Here is a 22,293-nt window from a genome sequence, read left to right as displayed (position 1 = left end):
GGAGCCGCGCCGCTGACCGGACGGGTCCGTCCGCCCGGTCGGCTAGGCTTCCACGGTGGGCGCCGACACGTGCGCGCGCCCGGACCGGTGTGTCGCGCCGCAAGGCCGTGTCGCGCCGCAAACGCTGTGTGGTGGGAGGAGACCGGCTGTGCACGTCCAGGACTGGCTCGACGGGATCCCGCCGGTGGCCGTCTGCCTGATGGTGTTCCTGGTGGTCGGCGTGGAGAGCCTCGGTATCCCGCTGCCCGGCGAGATCGTGCTGATGACCGCCGCGCTGCTGTCCTCCCAGGGCCACGTGAGTCCCTGGCTGGTGGGCGCCAGCGCCATCGTCGGCGCGGTCGCCGGCGACTCCGTCGGGTACTCCATCGGGCACAAGGGCGGTCAGCCGCTGCTGGACCGGCTCGGCAGACGGTTCCCCAAGCACTTCTCACCGGGCCATGTGGCCACCGCCCAGCGCTCGTTCCAGCGCTGGGGCGTGTGGGCGGTCTTCTTCGGGCGTTTCGTGGCGCTGCTGCGGATCTTCGCCGGGCCGCTGGCCGGCGTGCTGAAGATGCCCTACGGCAAGTTCCTGCTCGCCAACGCGCTCGGCGGCATCGTCTGGGCAGGCGGTATAACCGCCGTCGTCTACTACGTGGGCGTCGTCGCCGAACCCTGGCTCAAGCGCTTCGGCTACGTCGGCCTGGGCATCGCCGTCCTCTTCGGTCTCGCGTCCATGCTCTACGTCAGGCGGCGCGCGGCCAAGGCGCAGGCTGACATGGAGGCCGCCGCCGAGACACCCGAGGTCGCGGCGGCCCAGGCCGGCGAGTAGCGGCCCGCCGGCCTCCCGACGGGGTCTTCCGGCACCCGCCCCGGCCTCCGCGGGCACCGCCTCCCCGGGGATCCGGCGCCCGCCTCCCGGTGCCCCAGCCCCCTGCCTCCCGCACACCCCCGCCCGCGGCCCCTGGCGCGCCTACCCCAGCGCCTCCCGGTGCAGCCCGGCCAGCGACACGTAGTGCTCGGCGTTCAGCCGGATCGCCGCCCGCTCCGCCCGCGTCAGCTCCCTGCGCACCGTCGCGGGCACCCCCGCGACCAGCGAGCCCGGCGGCACCAGCATCCCCTGCGGGACCAGCGCAGCCGCCGCGACCAGCGACCCCGTACCGATCCTGGCGCCGTTCAGCACGGTCGCGCCCATCCCGACCAGTACCCCGTCCTCGATCTCGCAGCCGTGCAGCACCGTGTTGTGCCCGACGGTCACCCCGGCGCCGATCGCCGCCGGGTAGCCGGGGTCGGCGTGCACCGTGCAGTTGTCCTGGACGTTGGAGCCCGCGCCGAGGCTGACGGGCGCGCAGTCGCCGCGCAGCACCGCGTGGTACCAGACGCTCGACCCGGCCGCGAGCGTCACGTCGCCCAGCACCACCGACCCGTGGGCGGTGTACGCGTCCCGGTCGATCCGCGGCTTACGCCCCGCGACGGCGGCGACCAGCCCGCCGGCCGGCCCCCGCCCTACCGCGCCGTCCGCCCGATCCGCCATGGCCCACCGTCCTCACACCGTTCCGCCTGCCGTCCACCGGCACCGTATACGGTGGGCCCGTGCCCGAGAATGAGAACGTGTTCTTCTCCCCGGCCAGGGGTGCCGCGGCCTGGCGGCGGCGTACGGTCTCGCGCCTTGTGCACCGCGGCTGGCGGTGGGCGCAGAACGCGGGCGCGGTCACCGCCGCCCGCCCCGGGCCCCTGCGCTTCGGCCGGATCGGCGTCGGCACCCGGCTCGCCTTCCCGCAGGGCACGGTCTTCGGCGAGCGGTGGATCCACCTCGGCGACCACTGCGTCATCGGCGAGCAGGTCACCTTGACGGCGGGCATGATGCCCGGGCTCGACCTCGGCCCGGACCCGGTGCTGCGGTTCGGCAACGGCGTCGTGCTCGGCCGCGGCAGCCACGTGGTGGCCTCCGCCCCGGTGGTCTTCGGCGACGACGTGTACTGCGGCCCCTACGTCTACGTCACCAGCGACAACCACTCCTACGACGACACCGAGCAGCCCGTCGGCAAGCAGTGGCCGCGCACCGCGCCCGTCGAGATCGGCACCGGCAGCTGGCTCGGCTCCGGCTGCGTGATCCTGCCCGGTGCCCGCCTCGGCCGCAACGTCGTGGTGGCGGCCGGTGCGGTGGTGCGCGGCGAGGTGCCCGACTTCGCGGTGGTCGCCGGCGCGCCCGCCCGGATCGTCCGCCGCTGGGAGCCCGGCAGCGGCTGGCAGCCGCCGCTGCGCACCCCGCCGCCGGTTCCGGTCCCCGAGGGCGTCACACCGCAGCAGCTGCTGGCGCTGGGGGAGTCGGACGGCGAGCGGGCGCAGACCTGAGCGGACCCGCCGCCGCGGTTTGTTAGGTTCGCCGTATGCGCGCACCGATCGGGACCTTCGAGGACGCCCAACCCGCCACCGAACGCCGGGAGCTGCTGCCGCCGCCGGTGGCCGCCGCGGTGACCCCCGAGATGGTCCACGTGGACACCGACCCCGCCAAGGCCGACACCGCCGACTTCGTGGCCGCCTACGGCCCGGAGCTGCTGGAGAGGTCCGCGAACTGCGTGGTCGTCGCGGCCAAGCGCGGCCAGGACGTGACACTGGCAGCCTGCGTGGTGCTGTCCACCACCCGGGTGGACGTCAACGGACTGGTCCGCCGCCACCTCGGCGCCCGCAAGGCGTCCTTCGCCACCATGGACCTCGCGGTCGGCGGGACCGGCATGGAGTACGGCGGCATCACCCCGGTGGGGCTGCCGCCGCACTGGCCGCTGCTGATCGACGCGGCGGTGGCGGACACCGCCCACGTGGTGATCGGCAGCGGTGCCCGCCGCGGCAAGCTCATCGTCCCCGGCAGGACCCTCGCCGGCCTGCCCGGCGCGGTCGTCCTGACCGGCCTGGGCGTCTGAGCCGTCCGCCGCGTCCGCGAGGGCACGCGGGCGGCACGCCGGCGGGCCCCGGGCGGATCCCGGGGCCGGCCGGTACGGCAGGCAGCCGACCGCGGGATCCGGCGCCGGGTCAGCCGAGCCGGGGGATCTCGATCGCGGGGCACCGGTCCATCACCATCTCCAGACCGGCCGCCCGGGTCCGCCCGTACGCGTCCTCGTCCACCACGCCGAGCTGGAACCACACCGCCTTCGCGCCGGCCGCCACCGCCTCGTCGGCGACCGCGCCCGCCAGCTCGGAGTTGACGAACACGTCCACCACGTCCACCGGGAACGGGATGTCGGCGAGCGAGGCGTACCCCTGCTCACCGTGCACCGCCTCGGCTTTCGGGTGGACCGGCACCACCCGCTTGCCGAACCGCCGGAGCACCGCGGCGACGCCGTACGCCGCCCGCGCGGTGTTGTTCGACAGGCCCACCACCGCCCAGGTGTCACCCGTTCCGGTCAGGATCCTCTGCACCGTCGCCGCGTCGCCGTACACGTCGTCCTCCTGCCGCTCCCACGTCCGGTCGTCCTGCCTGGTCGAACCCGGCGGCGCCCGCCACCATTCCCGCCACCGCCCGCCGGATAGGCTGAACGCGTGATCGACCGGTATCTGACGGTGGCACGCGAGGGCGTCCACGAGAGCGAGATCAAGCGCTCCCGCTTCCTGTGCGCGCTCGCCCCCGCCGACAGCGAGGAGGCCGCGCGGGAGTTCGTACGCCGGATCCGCAGGGCGCACCCGGCGGCCACCCACAACTGCTTCGCCTACGTCATCGGCCCCGACGGGCGCCTGCACCGGGCGAGCGACGACGGCGAGCCCGGCGGCACCGCCGGCACCCCCATGCTGCAGGTGCTCCTCGGCCGCGAGGTGCGGGACACCGCGGCCGTCGTCACCCGCTACTACGGCGGCGTCCAACTCGGCGCCGGCGGCCTCGCCCGCGCCTACGGCGGCGCCGTCTCCGCCGCACTGGACCTGATCGGCACCGTCGAGCGCCGCCTGCTCGCCCTCGTCACCGTCACCGCCGACCACCAGCGGGCCGGCCGGCTGGAGAACGACCTGCGGGCGGCGGGCCGTACCGTACGCGAGGTCTCCTACGGCGCCGAGGTGACCTTCCACCTCGGCGTCCCGGAGACCGAGGTGCCCGCCTTCCGCTCCTGGCTCGCCGACACCACCTCGGGCGCGGCCGGCTGCGCGGTCGAGGGCAGCGCCTACGTGGACGTCCGACCGGACGCCGGATGATCGCGGTTACCCGTCCCGGCCGGTACCGGTGCCGCTAGTCTCTGGAGATCATGCGCTTCCTGCACACGTCGGACTGGCACCTGGGGCGGTCCTTCCACCGGGTGAGCCTGCTCGACGCACAACGGGCCTTCCTCGACCACCTGGTGGCCACCGCGGCCGCCGAACGCGTGGACGCCGTACTGGTGGCCGGGGACGTCTACGACCGGGCCGTGCCGCCGCTGTCCGCCGTCGAACTCTTCGACGGGGCACTGCACCGGCTCGCCGAACTGGGCGTGCCCACCGTGATGATCTCCGGCAACCACGACTCCGCCCGGCGGCTCGGCGTCGGCGCCGGGCTGATGGGCCGGGCGGGCATCCACCTGCGCACCGACCCCGCGACCTGCGACCGGCCGGTGCTGCTGGCCGACGAGTACGGCGACGTCGCCGTCTACGGGCTGCCCTACCTCGAACCGGCCCTGGTCCGCCAGGAGTTCGGCGCGGAGCGGGCCGACCACGCCGCGGTGCTCGGCGCCGCCATGGACCGGGTCCGAGCCGACCTCGCCGCCCGCCCGGCCGGCACCCGGTCGGTCGTGCTCGCCCACGCCTTCGTCACCGGCGGCCAACCCTCCGCCAGCGAACGGGACATCACCGCCGGCGGGGTCCAGGCGGTGCCCGCCGCGGTCTTCGACGCGGTGCACTACGCGGCGCTCGGCCATCTGCACGGCTGCCAGACCGTGAGCGAGCGGATCCGCTACTCCGGCTCCCCGCTCGCGTACTCCTTCTCCGAGGAGCACCACCGCAAGAGCATGTGGCTGGTCACCCTCGGCCCGGCCGGCGAGGTGGCGGCCGAGCGCCTCGACACACCCGTGCCCAGGCCGCTGGCCCGGCTGCGCGGCCGGCTGGACGACCTGCTCGGCGACCCCGCGCTCGACCGCCACACCGGCGCCTGGGTGGAAGCCACCCTCACCGACCCCGACCGCCCGCACGAACCCATGGCCGCCCTCGCCGAACGCTTCCCGCACATCCTCAGCCTCGCCTTCGAGCCCGACCCCGGCGCCGGAAACCCCGCCGCGTCGTACGCCCGGCGGCTGCGCGGCAGGACCGACCGGCAGATCGCCGAGGACTTCGTGGCGCACGTACGCGGCCGGGCGCCGGACCCCGGCGAACGCGCCGTGCTGGAGCAGGCGTTCGACGCGGTGCGGGCCGAGACGGCACGGACGGAAGGCGACTGACGCAATGCGGCTGCACCGACTCGAACTCACCGCCTTCGGGCCCTTCGCCGGCACCCAGCAGGTCGACTTCGACGAACTCTCCGCCGCCGGACTCTTCCTGCTGCACGGCCCGACCGGAGCCGGCAAGACCTCGGTGCTGGACGCCGTCTGCTACGCGCTCTACGGCCAGGTGCCCGGCGTCCGGCCCACGACCCGGCTGCGCAGCGACCACGCGGCGGCCGGCACCGCCACCAAGGTGGTCCTCGAACTCACCCTCGGCGGGCGGCGGCTGGAGATCACGCGGCAGCCCGAACAGCTCCGGGCGAAGAGGCGCGGCACCGGTACCACGGTGGACAGGGCGGTCACGCTGCTGCGCGAGCACACCGGCGGGCAGTGGCAGGGGCTGTCCCGGTCCCACCAGGAGGTCGGCGAGGAGATCGGGCAGCTGGTCGGGATGACCTGCGAGCAGTTCTGCCAGGTCGTGCTGCTGCCGCAGGGCGAGTTCGCGACCTTCCTGCGGGCAGGCGCCACCGACCGGGCCGCGCTGCTCGGCAGGCTTTTCGACACCCGCCGCTTCCGCGGGGTGGAGAAGTGGCTGCGCGACCGCAAGCAGGAGGCCGCCCAGCGGGTCGCCCGCGGCGACGCGGAACTGCGCGACCTCGCCGCCCGGCTGAGCGAGGCCGCCGGTTCCGCCCAGGACGCCGGCCCCGGCCCGGACCTGCTCGCGTGGGCCGCCGTGCTGCGCTGCGACGCCCGCGAGGCCGCGGCGATCGCCGGAACCGCCCTGGCGGACGCCGAAGCGGCCCACCACGCCGCCGAGATTTCCTCCAACGCCGCCCGCGACCTCCACGCCCTCCAGAGCCGCCACGCCGAGGCCCGCCGCCGCGCCGCCGCGGCCGAGTCGGACCGCCCCGCCCGCGACGCCGCCCGCGCCCTGCTGGCCAGGGCCCACCGGGCCCGGGCGGTCGAGCCCGCCCTCGCCCTGCGCGACAAGGCCGCGACCCAGGACGCGGAGTCGGCGGCCGTCGAGCGCACGCTGTACGCCGAACTGGCCGCGGCGGGCGAGCCGCCGGCCGCCGGCCGGCTCCCGCAGGCCCGTACCGCGGACTCTTCCCCCGGGGCCCCGGCACCGTCCGGCGCCCCGCGCCCCCCGTCCGCCGCCGGCCGGTCCGCGGTCCGCGGCGCGCCCGCCCCGTACGACGACGGCCGGATCCCCGGCACCCGGTCCCCGTCCGCCGCCGGCGAGGCACTCGCCCGCCGGGCCGGGGAGGTCCGGGAGGAGCTGGGCGGCCTGGCCCTGGCGGTAGAGCTGGAGGCGCGGGCCCGGGAACTCGACGGGCGGCGCGCCGAACTGGAACGGGACGAGCGCGCCGACGACGAGATCCTGCGGGAGGCGGACACCTGGCTGGAGGCGTGGCCGGCCGAACGGGACCGGCTGCGGGCGGGCGTCGCGAGGGGCATCGAGGCCGGCGCCCGCGCCGGGGCACTCGCCGCCCGGGAGGAGACCGCCCGGCGCCGCCACGCGGCGGCCGCCGAACGGGACCGGCTGGCCGCCGAACGGGACCGGGCCGCGGACGCCGCACGGCGGGCACGGGACGTCGCCGCCGAGGCGCGGGAGCGGTGGCACGACCTGCGCGAGGCCCGGATCGACGGGATCGCCGCCGAACTGGCCGGACAGCTCGTACCGGGCGCGCCCTGCCGGGTCTGCGGCTCCCCCGAGCACCCCGCGCCCGCCAGGCCCGCGGGCGGGCAGGTCACCCGCGCCGACGAGGAGGCCGCCGAGAGCGCGTACCACCGGGCCGCCGCCGCCCACGACGCCGTCCGCGCCGAGCACACCCGGCTCGACGCCGCGCTGGCGGCGGCCGTCGCGACCGCGGGCGAGGAGTCGGCCGCCCGGCTCGCCGCCGCCTGCGCCGAACTGGCGGCGGAACACGCGCGGGCCGCCCGCGAGGCCGCGGACGTCTCCGAGGCGCAGCGGGCCCTGGCCCGCGCCGAGGAGGAGCGCGACCGCCGCGCCGAACAGCGCAACGCCGCGCTGAGCGCGACCGCCGCCCGCGCCTCGCGGCGGGAGGAACTGGACGGGCAGTACGAGCGGTTGACCGCCGAGCTGACCCGGGCCCGCGGCGGCCACCCGAGCGTCGACGCCCGCCGGGCCCGGCTGACCGAGCGGATCGTGCTGCTGGACCGCGCCGCGGACGCCGCCCGGGACCGCGCCGAGAGCGCCGCCCGGCTCGCCGAGGCCGAGACCGCCCTCGCCGAAGCCGCCGCCCGCGCCGGGTTCGCCTCGCCCGCCGAGGCCGAGGCGGGCCTGCTGCCCGAGGAACAGCTGTGGCGGGCCGAGCGCCGGGTCGAGGAGTGGACCCGGCAGGAGGCCGCCGTCGCCGCCGACCTCGCCGCCCCCGAACCGGCCGCCGCCGCCCGGCGCCCCCCGGCCGACCCCGTCGCCGCGCGGGCCGCGCTGGCCGCCGCCACCGACCGGCTGCGGACCGCCTCGGCCGCCGAGTCCGCTGCCGCCGACCGCTGCCGCACCCTGGACCGGCTGTCGGCGCACACCACCGCCCGGGTCCGCGGACTCGGTCCGGCCCGCGCGGAGTTCGACCGGATCGCGCACCTGGCCGACCTCGCCTCGGCCGGCAGCGCGGAGAACCGGTTCCGGATGGAGCTGGAGACCTACGTACTGGCCGCCCGGCTCGAACAGGTCGCCGCCGCCGCGGGCGTACGCCTCCAGCGGATGTCCGCGGGCCGCTACACCCTCGTCCACAGCGACGCACGCGGCAGCGGCCGTACCAAGTCCGGCCTCGGCCTGATGGTGGTGGACGCCTGGACCGGCACCGAACGCGACACCGCGACGCTCTCCGGCGGCGAGACCTTCTTCGCCTCGCTGGCCCTCGCGCTGGGCCTGGCCGACGTGGTCACCGACGAGTCCGGCGGCACCCGGCTCGACACCCTCTTCATCGACGAGGGCTTCGGCAGCCTGGACGACCAGACCCTCGACGAGGTGCTGGACGTACTCGACGGCCTGCGGGAACGCGACCGGGCGGTCGGTATCGTCAGCCACGTCGCCGACCTGCGGCACCGCATCCCGGCCCAGCTGAGCGTCCTGAAAAACCGCAACGGCTCCACCGTACGGCTGCGTACGGCCGCGGGCGCCCGCGGCTGACCTCCCCCGCGCCGGCGGCCGGCCCCCGCCCGCGGCGTCAGACCGGGATCGAGCTGAGCTCGTACGCCCAGAGCTCGCCGCGGTCCGCGACCCGCACGAAGCCGACCCGTTCCAGCACCGCCTGCGAGGCGCTGTTGCGCGGCTCGGTGGTGGCCAGGACCACCATCACGTTCGGCTGCGCCAGCGCCCACTGGCACAGCGCGCGGGCGGCGTCCGTCGCCCACCCGGCGCCGCGGGCCGACTCCGACAGGTCGTAGCCGATCTCCACCGCGCCCCGGTCCGGCGGGCCGTGGAAGCCGGCGCCGCCGACCGCGGTCCCGTCCTCGGTCCGGGTGATCGCGAACAGCCCCCAGCCCGGCCGGTAGACGCCGGCCCCGGCGGTCGCGACCGTCATCGTGGCGGCGCCCACCGTGCCCTCGCCGGGCACGCCGTCGATCCACACCAGCGAGGCGGGCTTGCCGTCGGCCAGCTGGGAGGCGTCCACCGGGAGCTGTTCGCGCAGGGTCAGCCTGCCCTGGGTCAGCACCAGGCGTCCGTCGTCGTGCGAAGCGTGCAGGGTCATCCAGCGGTACCGCCTTGTCGCAGTCGGGGGTCCCGGCGGGCCGCTGCCGCGGCCCGGCCGGAGAGCAGCAGCGTAACGGCCGACCGCGGCAGCGGCTCCCGCTTTCGCCGGGCCCGCCCGGAGGCCCATCGGACGGCGGCGCGGGCGGACGGCGGGGCCGCCCCGGGAGCGGGCGGCCCCGGCGCGCGGGTGTCGGAGCGCGGCGATCTCAGAGCGCGGAGATCTCCGCCACCAGGTCGTCCAGGCCGAGCGAGCCCAGTGACAGCGCGGCCATGTGCCAGGACTTCGCGTCGAAGGCGTCGCCGTGGGCCGCGCGGGCGGCGGCCCGGCCGGTCAGCCAGGCGCGCTCGCCGAGCTTGTAGCCGATGGCCTGGCCGGGGATGCCGAGGTAGCGGATCAGCTCGCTGTCCACGAAGTCGGCGGCCCGGCCGCTGTGGTTGCCGAAGAACTCCCGGGCCAGCGCCGGCGTCCAGCGCTCGCCCGGGTGGAACGGCGAGTCCGCCGGGATCTCCAGCTCCAGGTGCATGCCGATGTCCACGATGATCCGGTTGGCCCGCATCATCTGGGCGTCGAGGTAGCCGAGCCGCCGCTCGGGGTCGGTGAGGAAGCCCAGTTCGTCCATCAGCCGCTCCGCGTACAGCGCCCAGCCCTCGGCGTTGGCGCTGACCATGCCGACCGTCGCCTGGTAGCGCGACAGGTTCTCCGCCACGTGCGCCCACTGCGCGATCTGCAGATGGTGGCCTGGTACCCCTTCGTGGTACCAGGTGGACACCAGGTCGAAGAGCGGGAAGCGGGTCTTGCCCATGGTGGGCAGCCAGGTCCGCCCCGGCCGGCTGAAGTCCTCCGACGGGCCGGTGTAGTACGGGGCCGCCGCGCCGCCGGGCGGGGCGATCCGGGACTCCACCCGCCGGACCCGGTCGGCGAGTTCGAAGTGGGTGCCGTCCAGCGCCGCGATCGCCTCGTCCATCAGGCCCTGCAGCCAGTCGCGCACCTCGTCGACGCCCTCGATGGCCTGTCCGTGCTGCTCCAGGTGCTCGAGCACCTCCCACGGGGTGGCGTCCGGCAGGATCTTGCCGGCCTCGGCCACCATCTCGGCGCGCAGCCGGTGGAATTCCGACCAGCCGTACGCGTACGCCTCGTCCAGGTCCAGATCCGTGCCGTTCCACAGCCGAGACCAGCGGGCGTACCGCTCGCGGCCCACCGTGTCCGGGGCGCCCGCGACCGCCGGGGCGTAGCCGTCCCGGAACCAGTCGCGCAGCGCGGTGTACGCGCCGGTGGCCTCGGCGGCCGCCGCGTCCAGCTCGTCCCGCAGCTCCTTCGGGCCCGCCGCGGTCAGCCCGGCGAACCAGCTGCCCGCGCCGCCGTCCCCGACCCACTCGGTGAACTGCCCGATGACGGTCTCCACCTGGCGCGGTCCGGCCCGCAGACCGCGGGCCAGCCCCTCGGTGAGGGAGGCGCGGTAGCCGTCGAGCGCGGCCGGCACCGCCCGCAGCCGGGCCGCGAGGTCGGCGTAGTCCTCCGGCGTCTCGGTGGGCATCAGCGTGAACACCTCGCGCACGCTGTGCGCGGGCGAGCTCATGTTGCTCACCGCCCGCAGGTGCTCGGCGGCCTCGTGCACCGCCAGCTCCGCGGTCAGCCGCTCCCGCAGCAGCCGGGCACAGCGCCGCTCGGCGTCGCTCTGCGCGCCCGGCCGGGCCTCGGCCGCCGTCAGCCGCTCCAGCGTGGTCCGCGCGAGGGCGGCCAGGGCGTCGGCGCCCGCCGGGGAGTAGTCGGGCAGCCGGTGCCCGCTGCCGGGAGCGCCGAGGTACGTGCCGAGGATCGGGTTGAGTTCGAGGAGACCGTCGACGTGGGCGTCGGCGATCTGGCGGGGCAGGGCACTGCCGCTGAGAGTGGACATACCGCCATCCTCGTACGCCGACGGCGTCCGCGTCACCGGTAGAAGAATCTTGGTGCCTGACGCCTCCCCGGCCGGCCCCGTGCCTCCCCCTCCGACCGGACCGTCCGCCGCCCGGTCAGGGGCGGCGGCCGCTCACCCAGGGCAGCTCGGCCGCCGACGGATCGGCGCCCGCCGCCGACGGCAGGGCGGCGGTGACCACCAAGGTGCCGTCCTCCACCAGGTAGTCCAGCGGCAGACCCAGCTCGCGCATGGCCGCCACCATGGCGGTGTTGCCCGACTGCGTCACCGCGTACACGCTGCCCCGGCCCGCCTCGGCGGCGAGTTCGACCAGCCGCCGCAGCAGGGCGGCGCCGATGCCGCGCCGCTGCCAGTCGTCCTCGACGAGCAGCGCGACCTCGCTCTCCTCGCCGTCCCACAGCAGGTGGCCGAGCGCCACCAGCCGTCCGGAGGCCGTCTCCACCGCGATCGTCCGGCCGAAGCGGGGGCTCAGCAGATGCTCCAGATAGCGGTCGGCGTCGGCGACCGGGCCGTGGTACCGGGCGGCCAGCGTGGCGGGGGAGCAGCGGCCGTGCATCGCCAGCGCCGCCGCGTGGTCGGCCGGGCCCGCCCGGCGCATGCTGATCTCGTCGCCCTCGGGCAGGGTGAGGACGTCCCGGCGGGCCGGCATCCGTACTCCCAGTCGCGCGTCCAGCTCCACCAGGGCCCGGCCTCTGGCGAACTCCGTCGGAGTGAAGGGCAGATGGTCGCGGCGCACGACGACCGTGCCGCCGGACGGGTCCGGCAGCCGCATCACGGTCGGCGCCGCCGCGTCCGGCTCCCCGGCCGCGCCGGGGCGGTGGGCCCCGGCGGACTCCTCGGGTATCGAGGTGATCGTGCACCGCCCGAACAGCTGGCGCAGCGCGAGCGGCAGTTCGGCCGGGTCCAGCGCCGTCCTGGTGGCCAGGGCCAGGAGCCGGGTCGGCGCGTCCACCAGGTCGTGGGCGTCCGCCCGCTCCAGCCAGGTGTCGCTGCCGCCCGCCTCCTCGACGGTCAGCGCCAGCGCCGCGGCCGACAGCGCGGCCGGCGCCCGCAGCAGGAACTCGTCCACCGTCCCCTCGGCCAGCGGATGCGTCTGGAGGGTGACGATGTCGACCCGGCCGCGGGCCAGCGCGGTGCACACGCTCCCCAGGCTGCCGGGTGTGTCCCGGACGGTCGTCCGCAGCCGCCACAGCGTGGTCCCGGCGTCGGTGGCCCCGGCCTCCTCCACCGCCGGTGCCGGCGGCGGAGGAGGCCGGTGCCGGCGGTTCCACCAGATGTGGCACCCCGCCGCGGCGAGCAGGCCCACGGCCGAGGCCGCCAGCAGCACTCCGCCGGCCGGGCCGCCGTTCACCGGGTCCGCCACGAGGTCGGCTGCGGCCGTCGCGCCGAAGAGCGCGGCCAGTTCGGCGAGGTCGCGGCCCCGGCCGCGGTGCCGCGGTCCGGTCTGGGCTCGGGTCGTGTGACGCATACAGCCACCATGCCCAAGCCGTGTTGCGCGATCACGAACGTGCCATGACCAGACGGTAAAGGGCTGATCTTCCCCGCTAACTCATCTTTTCTACGGCTTTATCGCCCACCAGGGCGGGCTTTTCCGGCCACTTCGACGCAAACACGCCACTTCGGCCTCCCCGGCGCGTTGCCTGCGCGTAACGCGTCCGGGGGAGCGGCGGTGCCGACCGCGGTCGCGCGGGCCGGGGCGGCGGGCGCACTCCGGCGGATCCCGGCGGATTGCGGCAGGGGCCGGGCGGGATCCGTCGGAAACCGTCAGGCGTTGGGATCGAACGGAATTCCGGCCGGCATGGAGTGGGCGAGGGCGTACGCGAAGTCGCCGTCCTTGATTTTGATCGTGGCCTCGCCGAAATCGGCGTTCATCAGCTTGTCGCGAAAACCGGGCGGGTAGCCCTCCCAGCCGACGAGACGCGGGAAGAACCAGCCGCCGGTGGCGTTCTCCGGCGGTTCGTCGTTGGTGTTCGCGAAGCGGAAGTCGTGGGTGGAGACGCCGTCCTTGTGGTAGACGATCTTCGGGTGCGTTCCGTCGAAGCGCACCGACGAGGCGGCGGCCACCTGGTAGCCGGAGTGCTGCGACACCGAGACGTACCGGACCTGGTTGCCGCTGATCCACACCACGACGTGTTCCCAGTCGTGGGTGTGCCCGATGGCCGCCGGGCCCAGGGTGGCCTGGTCCTTCTCGAAGTAGCTCGCGTAGACCACCGCGCACCAGCCGTTGTCGCACTTCTCCCGGGAGTACGTGTTGGCGTTGGCCAGTTGGGCGTAGTCGTGGCAGTGGCCGTTGACGTCGCCGCCCAGCTTCAGGCCGGGGTTGACCGTGCCGTCGGCGCCGATCGCGGCGGTGGCGTAGCAGCCGTCCGTGTCGTAGTCGTAGGCGGGGGAGAAGGACTGCTCCAGGCCGTCGGCGTTCTGCGGCAGGAGCCGCAGGACACTGGCGTCCGCGGTGGAGGGCAGCGCCAGGACCAGGGCCGCGGCGCCGAGGGCGGTGGCGAGCGCGGACCTGCGGAGCCCGCCCGCGCGCTGCGGACGGGACACCCGGTCCCGGGGGCTCGTCGACGACGACAGCGGACTGCGCACACCAACTCCTCAACGTCGGACACGGAGCAGGGGCCGTTGCCCGGATTCCCTGCGCACAGACCAGTGGTTCGTGTGCCGCCGAAGGGTCCGGCCGTCCCGGAGACCCCCGCGGGATATGCCTCCGGACCGCGGACGCCGTCCGTTCGATGGGGCATCAAATTAGCCCCGGGCGGGGCGGCACGCAAGGAGGATCCCATGGTGGATTCATTCCCGGAAAACCGCATTACGGATATTCCGTGAGATCGGGCGGAGCGGTGGGAAGAGGAATTGAACATCGCCGCAAAACCGCCTGGGCGCAGGGGTGGGCACGAGGCGGCGGCGAGGTGGTCGGCCCGCTTCGGCGGAGCGCCGGCGGGCCCCGCCGGCGGGCGGCTGTTCGGCGGGCAGGGGCCCGGCCCGGGGGCGGATCCGCGGTCGGCGGTGCGCCGGCAGGAGTGCCGTCGCTCCCGTCCGGGTGCGGTCGGCGGCATCCGGCGGACGCGGGCGTACGCGCGGCCGGTCCCGGCCCGGCGGCGGCCGCCGCGACGCAACCGCCCGGCGACCGGGCGGAAATCCGGGCGGGAGGCGGGAACTCCGGTGGGATGGGGGGAGTTGTCTCAGTACGGGCTGGTGCGAGCACCGGTCCGGCCAGCAGCCTCGACCGGGCGCCCCCGTCCCGGTCGAGGCGCCCACGGCCGCCCGCCCACCGCGGATCCCCTCCTCCCGCGGCCGGGCGGGCGGCGCCCGGCCCGCCCCAGCGGCGGCCCTCCGCCCGTACGCCGCCGGAACCGCGGTGGCGGGCCCGCGACGTGGTCCGGGCGGCCCCGCCGGGTCCGGGCCGGTTCGGATCCCACGGGGCCGGCTCCGGCGCCCGCCGTCGGCCGTTCGCGCCCCCGCCGTCTCCCCACAGGAATCACGAACGCCGTCCCGGCACATCATCAACAGCGCATGAACGTCTCATGTATCCGGTTCCGGTGGGCATGGGCGTATTCGAGTATTGGTCTTGACCAGGTTCGCGGACCGGCTCTATCGTCCTAGTAGTGCAAGGACCTTTAATAAACACAGGTTCCGAAACAAGGCTTAACAAGCCGCCCGACCCGGCCCGACCGGCCGGAGGCGGCCCCGGTGAATGCGAGGACAGGGTGGGGACCACGCAGCTCGAAGCGGTACAGGAGCCCAAGTACTGGCACCTCAAGACGGTGCTCAACGACGCGCTCGACTCCGAGTTCGAGGTCGGTGAGATCCTGCCGAACGAACGTGACCTGGCCGCCCGTTTCGGCGTCGCCCGGGCCACCCTGCGCCAGGCGCTCGAACAACTGGAGCTGGAAGGCCGCCTGCAGCGTCGGCGCGGCGTCGGCACCACCGTGGCACCGCCCCGGATGGGCATCGCCGTCGGCCCCTCGGCCAACGTGTGGCCGGGTGCCGGCCGCGACGCCTGGAACACCGTCGGCTGCGTCGAGGCCGTCGCCCCCGCGTCGGTCGCCGCGCTGCTCGGCACCGGTCCTGACGACGCCGTGCACACCATCCGCCGCGAGCGGGTGACGCAGGGCCAGCCCGTCGCCACCGAGCTGCTCTACGTACCGCCGGCCTCGGTGCCGAACCTGTCCGGGCTGCTCACACCCGCCACCCACGCCCCGGCGGTGCTGCGTGAGCTGCACGCCCTGCGGCTGGAGGGCGAGGACCGCGCGGTCGAACTCGGCTCGGCCCGCGCGGAGGACGCCCGGCAGCTCGACCGGCTGCCCGGCGCGCCCGTGCTCGTCGTCACCACCCGCTACCACGCCGACGGCCGGGTCGCCGCCGCGTCGGTGGCCACCTACCGCGCCGACACCTGCCGGCTCACCTTCGGCGACTCAGGCGCGCTCGAGGTCACCCACCACCAGCCGGCGGAGCGCCGCGAGGCGTCCTGACCCGCCGTACCCCGCCGCCGCGGCCCCCGCCTGCCCACCGGCAGGCGGGCCGCGGCGCGTCCGCCCTCCCCGCGCGCTCAGTGCTGGCGGGCCAGTGAGGTCTGCTCCACCGCGAACAGCTGCTCCTCCACGTGGTCCAGCGCCAGCCGCAGCGCGCCCGTGGCGATGGCCTCCTGACCCAGCGCGGACAGCACCACGTTCGGCGTCCGCAGGCAGTAGCGGGCCAGTTCCGAGCGCAGCGGCTCCAGTACGCCGTCCAGGCCGGCCGCCCAGCCGCCGATCACCACCAGCTCGGGGTCGATCGCCAGCACCAGCGCCGCCACGTCGTGCACCAGCCGCCGCAGGTAGCGCTCCACCGCGTCCTTCGCCTGCGCGTCACCCTTCTTGGCCAGTGCGAACACCCGCTCCACTGCGGGTTCGTCCAGCGGGTGCAGCGGCGTGCCGGTGGTGGACAGCAGATGTTCGGGGGTGACCTCGCGGCCCAGCAGGTGCAGGGCGCCGATCTCGCCCGCCGCGCCGCCGAAACCGCGGTGCAGCCGCCCGCCGATCAGTGAGCCCGCGCCCGGGCTCAGCCCGGCCAGCACGAACACCACGTCGTCGGTGCCGACCGCGGCGCCTTTCCAGTGCTCGGCCACCGCGGCCACGTTCGCGTCGTTCTCCACGAGGACCGGACATCGGAAGGAGCGCTGCAACCGCTCGCCCAGCGGCAGCCCGGTCCAGCCCGGCAGCGCGGTACCCAGCCGTACCTCGCCCTGCGACTCCACGATGCCGGGGCTGCCCACACCGACCGCCCACAACGTGCTGCGGGCCACCCCGGCCTTGCGCAGCAGCTCCGCTACGGTGACCCGGACCCGCTCCAGCCGGTCGTCGGCGGACGCGGACTCGTCGACCTCGCGCCAGTGCGTCCCCAGTACCTGGCCGCCGAGATCCGACAGCACCACCCGGATCTGGTGCGCACCGATCTCGATGCCGAGCAGGTGCCCGGCCTCGGCGTAGAAGCGGAACCTGCGGGCCGGCCGGCCCTGCTTGCGGGCGTCACCCGGCTCCGGGGCGACCTCGACCACCAGATCGGACTCCGCCAGTCCCTCGATGACGCCCTCGACGGTCGGCCGTGACAGACCGGTGCTGTGCACCAGTTCGGTCAGGGTCGGGGTCTGCGCCCCGCGGAGCGCATGGAGGACGACTGCGGAATTGATCCGCCGGAGCAGGGACGGGTCCCCGCCGGTGAGTCGCCCCAAGGTATGTCCTCCCAGCCTGTACCTGTGTGTGGCGGATCGTACCCGGCGCAGGGCCGCGCGGCGAGTACGGCCAAGTTCCGGTTGCGTGACATCGCCGCAGGCGGTCCGCCGACGTGCCGCGGCCCGCCCTGAGCCGTCGGCCTGGCAAACGCTCCGCCGGACACGGACCGCGCCGCGGCCCCGCCGTCAGCTGGCGGGCAGCTCCTGGACGGCCTCGCGCAGCCGGCCGAACTCGGCGCCGAGCGCGGCCGGCGACCAGTGCGCGTTCAGCCCGCTGGGGCTCGGCAGCACCCATATCCGGGTGTCGCCGACGGTCCGCTCCTGCGGCCCCACCCGGGCCGCCCTGTCGTCGAACGCGACCCGGTACGCGGTCACGCCCAGCACCGCCAGCCACCGCGGGCGGTACGCGGTCACCTTCGCGCTGAGCAGCTGGCCGCCGGCCCGCAGCTCGGCCGCGGTCAGCTCGTCGGCGCGGGCGGTGGCCCGGCCGGCCACGTTGGTGATGCCGAGCCCGAGTTCCGGCATCCGCCCCTGCTCGGCGGGCGCGAACCGGCGCGCGGTGAAACCGGAGGCGTGCAGCGCGGGCCAGAAGCGGTTGCCGGGCCGGGCGAAGTGGTACCCGGTCCAGGCCGACATCAGGCCCGGATTGATGCCGCAGAACAGCACCCGCAGGTCCGGCCCGATGACGTCGGCCAGCGTCCGCTCGCGGGCCGCGGCCAGCTGTCCGGGGGTCAGAGGATCGCCCCCGGACGGTAGCCGGCGGCCTGCGGGTGCGCCTTAATGACGTCCTCGATCCGCCGCACCACCTCGGTGACCTGCCCGGCGGCGGCTCCGGTGAAGGACAGCCGGTCGGCCATCAGCGCGTCGAGCGCCGCCCGGTCCAGCGGGATGCGGCCGTCGGCGGCGAGCCGGTCCAGCAGCCCGTTGCGCTCGGTGCCCTGCTCGCGCATCGCGAGCGCGGACGCCACCGCGTTCTCCTTGATCGCCTCGTGCGCGGCCTCCCGGCCGACCCCGGCCCGTACCGCGCCCATCAGCACCTTCGTGGTGGCCAGGAACGGCAGGTAGCGGTCCAGCTCGCGGGCGACCACCGCGGGGAAGGCGCCGAACTCGTCGAGCACCGTCAGGAAGGTCTCCAGCAGCCCGTCGAAGGCGAAGAACGCGTCGGGCAGCGCCACCCGGCGTACCACCGAGCACGACACGTCGCCCTCGTTCCACTGGTCGCCGGCCAGCTCGCCGGTCATCGAGGCGTAGCCGCGCAGGACCACCATCAGCCCGTTGACCCGCTCGCAGGAGCGGGTGTTCATCTTGTGCGGCATCGCTGAGGAGCCGACCTGGCCCGGCTTGAAGCCCTCGGTGACCAGCTCGTGCCCGGCCATCAGCCGGATCGTCTTCGCCATCGAGGACGGCGCCGCGGCGAGCTGCACCAGCGCGGTCACCGCGTCGTAGTCCAGCGAGCGCGGGTAGACCTGCCCGACCGAGGTGAACGCCCGTGTGAAGCCCAGGTGATCGGCGATCCGGTGCTCCAGCTCGGCGAGCCGGCCGCTGTCGCCGCCCAGCAGGTCCAGCATGTCCTGCGCGGTGCCGACCGGGCCCTTGACGCCGCGCAGCGGATAGCGGCCGATCAGGTCCTCCAGCCGCTCGAAGGCCACCAGCAGCTCGTCGGCGGTCGTCGCGAACCGCTTGCCCAGCGTCGTGGCCTGCGCCGCGACGTTGTGCGAGCGGCCGGCCAGCACCAGCTCCGCGTACTGCGCGGCCAGCTGCCCGAGCCGGGCGAGCACCGCGACCGTACGGTCCCTGACGTGTTCGAGCGACAGCCGGATCTGCAGCTGCTCGACGTTCTCGGTCAGGTCCCGGGACGTCATGCCCTTGTGGATCTGCTCGTGCCCGGCGAGCGCGTTGAACTCCTCGATCCGGGCCTTGACGTCGTGCCGGGTGACCTTCTCGCGCTCGGCGATCGACGCCAGGTCGACCTGCTCCAGCACCCGCTCGTAGTCCGTGACCGCTTCCCGCGGCACCTCGACGCCGAGGTCCTGCTGCGCCCGCAGCACGGCCAGCCACAGCCGCCGCTCCAGCAACACCTTCTGCTCGGGGGACCACAGGGCGGCCAGCTCCGCGGAGGCGTAGCGGCCGGCGAGGACATTGGGGATACGAGGCTTGGCAGTCACGTGCGGAGATTCTACTGGTCGTGGTAGGGCCGCAGTTCCGGACGCTTGGGCGGGCGGCCGTCGCCGGAGGAGCGGCCGGTGAGGCGGCGGCCTATCCACGGCATCAGGTGGTCGCGGGTGAACCGCAGGTCGGCGCGGCGCCGGGCGGCCCACCGGGCCGGCAAGGCGGGCGGCAGGTCCAGCGTCCACTGCGCCTCGGCGGGCAGGCCCAGTGCCTGCCACACCGCCTCCGCGACGCGCTCGTGGCCCTCGGCGGTCAGGTGGAGGCGGTCGTCGGCCCACATCCGCGCGTCGCCGAGCACCTGCGCCCCGTACAGGTCCACCACCAGCGCGCCGTGCCGCTCGGCCAGTTCCCCGACGAAGCCGAACAGCTGCTCCATCCGCGGCAGGAACCGGGTGGCGACCGGGCCGCGCCGGATCGGGCTGCGCATCAGGACCAGCTGTTTGCAGGCCGGCGCCAGCCGCTCCACGGAGCTTTCCAGCAGCGCGCACACCTCGTCCACGTCGCACGCGGGCCGCAGCGTGTCGTTGAGGCCGCCGACCAGGGTGATCAGGTCCGCGCCCATGGCGGCGGCGGTGTCGACCTGGTCGTCGGCTATCTGCCGGATCAGCTTGCCCCGCACCGCGAGGTTGGCGTACCGGAAGCCGGGGTCGCGGGCCGCGAGCCGGGCCGCGAGCAGGTCGGCCCACCCCCGGTAGGTGCCGTCGGGCAGCAGGTCGGACATGCCCTCGGTGAAGGAGTCGCCGACCGCGACGAAACTGGAGTACGTGACTGGCGTCTGCATGGCGCGGCGATCCTATGCGACCGCTCGGTCGGTACGGAAAGCGGCGCCGGCAGCCGGGCGCACGGCCTCCGGCCGGACCCGCGGGCCGGGGACGGTAGCGGGGCGGTACGGGGCCGCGGGCCCTGCGGAGGCCGAGCGCGGTACGCGGCCGGGCGCGGCGCCGGGCCCCCGCCCGGCCCGGGGCGGGCGGGCTACGGCCGGACCTGCCCGACCAGCTCCTTGAGCACGTCCTCCATCGTCACCAGCCCCACCCCGCGCCCCTCGTCGTCCACCACCGCCGCCAGGTGGGCGCGGCCCGCGCGCATCGCGGTGAGCACGTCGTCCAGCGGCGTCGCGGCCACCACCCGGGTGATGGGGCGCAGCGCGGACCGGGGGAAGGGCGCGTCGCGCGGTTCGGCGTCCAGCGCGTCCTTCACGTGCAGATAGCCCAGTACCCGGCCGTCCGCGTCGGCGACCGGGAAGCGGGAGAAGCCGGAGCGGGCGCCCAGCGCCTCCAGGCCCTCCGCGGTGATGCCGAGCTGCGCCCGCACCACCCGCGCGGCCGGCAGCACGATCCCGCCGACCGGCCGCCGGCCCAGCTCCAGCGCGTCCCGCAGCCGCTCGGCGGCCCGCTCGTCCAGCAGCCCGGCGGCGCCGGCGTCGACCACCATCCGGGACAGCTCGTCGTCGGAGAACGCCGCCTCCACCTCGGACCTGGGCTCGACCCGCAGCAGCCGCAGCCCCCCGTTGGCCAGCGTGTTGACCCCGAAGACGGCCGGCCGTAGCGCCCGGGTCAGTCCCACCAGCGGCGGCCCCAGCAGCAGCGCGGTCCGTACCGGCTCGGCCAGCGCGACGTTCTTCGGCACCATCTCGCCGAACAGCATGTGCAGATACGTGGCCACGGCCAGCGCGATCACGAAGGACACCGGGTGCACCACGCCGTGCGGCACGTGCGCGGCGTGGAAGAGCGGCTCCAGCAGGTGCGCGATGGCGGGCTCCGCCACGATGCCCAGTACCAGGGTGCAGGCGGTGATGCCCAGCTGCGCCGCGGCCAGCAGCGGCGACAGGTGCTCCAGCCCCCACACCACCCGGCGGGCCCGCCGGCTCCCGGCCTCGGCGAGCGGCTCGACCTGGCTGCGGCGCACCGAGATCATCGCGAACTCCGCGCCGACGAAGAAGGCGTTCACCACCACGGTGAGCAGCCCGACGATCAGCTGGACGGCGGTCACCGGCCCGGCCCCGCGCCCGCCGCGGCCCGCGGCGGCGACACCAGCCGGGCCCGCGCCGCCCGCCGCCCCACCGCCTCGGTGACCTCGATCCGCCAACCGCCCAGCTCCACCACGTCCCCCTCCCGGGGGATCCGGCCGAGCCGCTGCGCCACCAGGCCGGCCAGCGTCTCGTACGGCCCCTCCGGTACGCGCAGCCCGATCCGCCCCAGCTGGTCCTCGGTCCTGGTGGCCCCGTCGGCGTCGTAGACCCGGTGGCCCCCGGTGTCCTCGCGCAGGAAGAGCAGCACGGGCACCTCCTGCGGATCGTGCTCGTCGCGGACCTCGCCGACCACCTCCTCCACGATGTCCTCCAGCGTCACCACGCCCGCCGTACCGCCGTACTCGTCGATCACCACCGCCATCGTCTGCCGCCCGGACAGCCGGTCGAGCAGCCGGTCCACGGTCAGCGACTCCGGCACCAGCAGCGGCTCGCGCAGCAGTTCCGTCACCGGCAGCTGCCGTCTGCGGCCAGCCGGTACGGCGAGCACGTCCTTGATGTGCACGGTGCCGACCACCGCGTCGAGGGTGTCGCGGTAGACCGGGAAGCGGGACAGGCCGGTGGCGCGGGTGGCGTTCGCCACGTCCTCGGCGGTGGTCCGCACCTCCAGGGCGGTGACCTGGACCCGGGGCGTCATCACGTTCTCGGCGGTGAGGTCGGCCAGACTCAGGGTGCGGACGAACAGCTCGGCGGTGTCCGCCTCCAGCGCGCCCTCCTTCGCGGAGTACCGGGCGAGCGCCACCAGCTCCTGCGGCCCGCGGGTCGAGGCCAGTTCCTCGGTGGGCTCCAGGCCCATCCGGCGCAGCACCCGGTTGGCGGTGCCGTCCAGATGCCGGATCAGCGGCCCGAAGGCGGCGGTGAACCGCCCCTGCGGCCCGCCGACCGCCTTCACCACCGGCAGCGGCCGGGAGATCGCCCAGTTCTTCGGGATCAGCTCGCCGATCACCATCAGCACCACGGTGGAGACGGCGGTGCCCAGCACCAGGCCGAGCGAGGACGCCCCGGAGGCGGGCAGACCGGCGCCCCGCAGCGGGCCACGCAGCAGTTTGCCGACCGACGGCTCGGCCAGCATGCCGATGACCAGCCCGGTCGCGGTGATACCGAGCTGGGCGCCGGACAGCTGGACGGTCAGGGTGCGGACACCGGCCAGTGCCGCCGCGGCCCCCCGCTCGCCCTCGCGCGCCGCGCGTTCCAGCTCTCCGCGCTCGACGGTGGTCAGGGAGAACTCGGCGGCCACGAACACGCCACAGGCGAAGGTGAGCAGCAGGGCCACCACCAGGAGCAGCACTTCGGTCATCCGGACACCTCGGTCCCATGATCGGCCAGGTACCCGGGTAACGCACGGCGTCGCGCCGATTGCACCCGGGCAGCGGGTACGACTGGGCAGACCCGGACCCGGACCCGGA

19 protein-coding genes are annotated in these 22,293 nt (G+C 75.4%); 7 read left to right on the top strand and 12 right to left on the bottom strand.

All coding sequences use genetic code 11. From position 1 onward, the window contains the following. Nucleotides 1-148: 148 nt before the first annotated feature. Nucleotides 149-808 carry a DedA family protein gene (locus RLT57_RS00830; protein WP_311295410.1) on the top strand — a complete coding sequence of 220 codons (660 nt, stop codon included), beginning with the start codon at nt 149-151 and terminating at the stop codon, nt 806-808. A gap of 141 nt (nt 809-949) precedes the next feature. On the opposite strand, the gene RLT57_RS00825 is transcribed toward RLT57_RS00830, so the two are convergent. Then, entirely contained in the window at nt 950-1,510 is a 561-nt protein-coding gene (locus RLT57_RS00825; RefSeq protein WP_311295409.1) for a gamma carbonic anhydrase family protein, read from the bottom strand. A gap of 59 nt (nt 1,511-1,569) precedes the next feature. Between RLT57_RS00825 and RLT57_RS00820 the strand changes: the two genes are divergently transcribed. Next, nucleotides 1,570-2,331 (top strand): acyltransferase, encoded by a 762-nt coding sequence (locus RLT57_RS00820; RefSeq protein ID WP_311295408.1) that lies wholly within the window; start codon nt 1,570-1,572, stop codon nt 2,329-2,331. A gap of 35 nt (nt 2,332-2,366) precedes the next feature. Next, on the top strand, nt 2,367-2,897 hold the full coding sequence (locus tag RLT57_RS00815) for a YbaK/EbsC family protein (protein ID WP_311295407.1): 531 nt from the start codon (nt 2,367-2,369) through the stop codon (nt 2,895-2,897). Between the two features lie 109 nt (nt 2,898-3,006). Here RLT57_RS00815 and RLT57_RS00810 read toward each other — a convergent pair whose 3' ends face one another. After that, nucleotides 3,007-3,414 carry a CoA-binding protein gene (locus RLT57_RS00810; protein ID WP_311295406.1) on the bottom strand — a complete coding sequence of 136 codons (408 nt, stop codon included), beginning with the start codon at nt 3,412-3,414 and terminating at the stop codon, nt 3,007-3,009. Between the two features lie 99 nt (nt 3,415-3,513). On the opposite strand from RLT57_RS00810, the gene RLT57_RS00805 reads away from it, so the two are divergent. The 3 genes from RLT57_RS00805 to RLT57_RS00795 are packed head-to-tail and all read left to right on the top strand — an operon-like array spanning nt 3,514 to nt 8,505. Beyond that, nucleotides 3,514-4,155 (top strand): YigZ family protein, encoded by a 642-nt coding sequence (locus RLT57_RS00805; protein ID WP_311295405.1) that lies wholly within the window; start codon nt 3,514-3,516, stop codon nt 4,153-4,155. A 50-nt stretch (nt 4,156-4,205) separates the two neighbouring features. Beyond that, nucleotides 4,206-5,366, top strand: a complete 1,161-nt coding sequence (locus tag RLT57_RS00800; RefSeq protein WP_311295404.1) for an exonuclease SbcCD subunit D — start codon at nt 4,206-4,208, stop codon at nt 5,364-5,366. A 4-nt stretch (nt 5,367-5,370) separates the two neighbouring features. Next, complete coding sequence (locus RLT57_RS00795) at nt 5,371-8,505, top strand: SMC family ATPase (RefSeq protein WP_311295403.1); 3,135 nt, start codon at nt 5,371-5,373, stop codon at nt 8,503-8,505. Nucleotides 8,506-8,542: 37 nt separating this feature from the next. Here RLT57_RS00795 and RLT57_RS00790 read toward each other — a convergent pair whose 3' ends face one another. The 4 genes from RLT57_RS00790 to RLT57_RS00775 all read right to left on the bottom strand — a co-directional run bounded on the left by RLT57_RS00790 (nt 8,543) and on the right by RLT57_RS00775 (nt 13,526). Next, the gene (locus RLT57_RS00790) at nt 8,543-9,067 is read right to left on the bottom strand and encodes a GNAT family N-acetyltransferase (RefSeq protein WP_311295402.1); all 525 of its coding nucleotides are present in this window, start codon (nt 9,065-9,067) and stop codon (nt 8,543-8,545) included. Nucleotides 9,068-9,275: 208 nt separating this feature from the next. Beyond that, a complete protein-coding gene (locus RLT57_RS00785; protein WP_311295401.1) occupies nt 9,276-10,964 on the bottom strand; it encodes a DUF885 domain-containing protein in 1,689 nt (562 codons plus the stop codon). A gap of 115 nt (nt 10,965-11,079) precedes the next feature. Beyond that, entirely contained in the window at nt 11,080-12,450 is a 1,371-nt protein-coding gene (locus tag RLT57_RS00780; RefSeq protein ID WP_311295400.1) for a GNAT family N-acetyltransferase, read from the bottom strand. Between the two features lie 296 nt (nt 12,451-12,746). Beyond that, nucleotides 12,747-13,526 (bottom strand): NPP1 family protein, encoded by a 780-nt coding sequence (locus tag RLT57_RS00775; protein WP_311300520.1) that lies wholly within the window; start codon nt 13,524-13,526, stop codon nt 12,747-12,749. A gap of 1,163 nt (nt 13,527-14,689) precedes the next feature. Here RLT57_RS00775 and RLT57_RS00770 point away from each other — a divergent pair. Next, on the top strand, nt 14,690-15,454 hold the full coding sequence (locus RLT57_RS00770; RefSeq protein ID WP_311295399.1) for a GntR family transcriptional regulator: 765 nt from the start codon (nt 14,690-14,692) through the stop codon (nt 15,452-15,454). 77 nt (nt 15,455-15,531) lie between these two features. Here the strand turns inward: RLT57_RS00770 and RLT57_RS00765 are convergent, their stop codons facing one another. From RLT57_RS00765 to RLT57_RS00740, 6 genes are all read right to left on the bottom strand, one after another. Next, the gene (locus RLT57_RS00765) at nt 15,532-16,692 is read right to left on the bottom strand and encodes an ROK family protein (RefSeq protein ID WP_311295398.1); all 1,161 of its coding nucleotides are present in this window, start codon (nt 16,690-16,692) and stop codon (nt 15,532-15,534) included. Between the two features lie 186 nt (nt 16,693-16,878). Then, the gene (mug, locus tag RLT57_RS00760; protein WP_311300519.1) at nt 16,879-17,427 is read right to left on the bottom strand and encodes a G/U mismatch-specific DNA glycosylase; all 549 of its coding nucleotides are present in this window, start codon (nt 17,425-17,427) and stop codon (nt 16,879-16,881) included. After that, the gene (purB, locus tag RLT57_RS00755) at nt 17,424-18,857 is read right to left on the bottom strand and encodes an adenylosuccinate lyase (protein WP_311295397.1); all 1,434 of its coding nucleotides are present in this window, start codon (nt 18,855-18,857) and stop codon (nt 17,424-17,426) included. Before purB ends, mug begins: the two co-directional genes overlap by 4 nt. Before the next feature lie 11 nt (nt 18,858-18,868). Then, the gene (locus RLT57_RS00750) at nt 18,869-19,642 is read right to left on the bottom strand and encodes an SGNH/GDSL hydrolase family protein (RefSeq protein WP_311295396.1); all 774 of its coding nucleotides are present in this window, start codon (nt 19,640-19,642) and stop codon (nt 18,869-18,871) included. Between the two features lie 191 nt (nt 19,643-19,833). Beyond that, nucleotides 19,834-20,850: a hemolysin family protein gene (locus tag RLT57_RS00745; protein WP_311295395.1), complete on the bottom strand. Its 1,017-nt coding sequence runs from the start codon at nt 20,848-20,850 to the stop codon at nt 19,834-19,836. Then, nucleotides 20,847-22,184: a hemolysin family protein gene (locus tag RLT57_RS00740; RefSeq protein WP_311295394.1), complete on the bottom strand. Its 1,338-nt coding sequence runs from the start codon at nt 22,182-22,184 to the stop codon at nt 20,847-20,849. The genes RLT57_RS00745 and RLT57_RS00740 overlap by 4 nt, the downstream gene beginning before the upstream one ends. Between the last annotated feature and the right edge of the window lie 109 nt (nt 22,185-22,293).

This window comes from Streptomyces sp. ITFR-21, from assembly GCF_031844685.1.
GTDB lineage: Bacteria > Actinomycetota > Actinomycetes > Streptomycetales > Streptomycetaceae > Actinacidiphila.
Note: the sequence above shows the minus strand (reverse complement) of the source record. Positions and strands in the feature narration are given on the sequence as shown.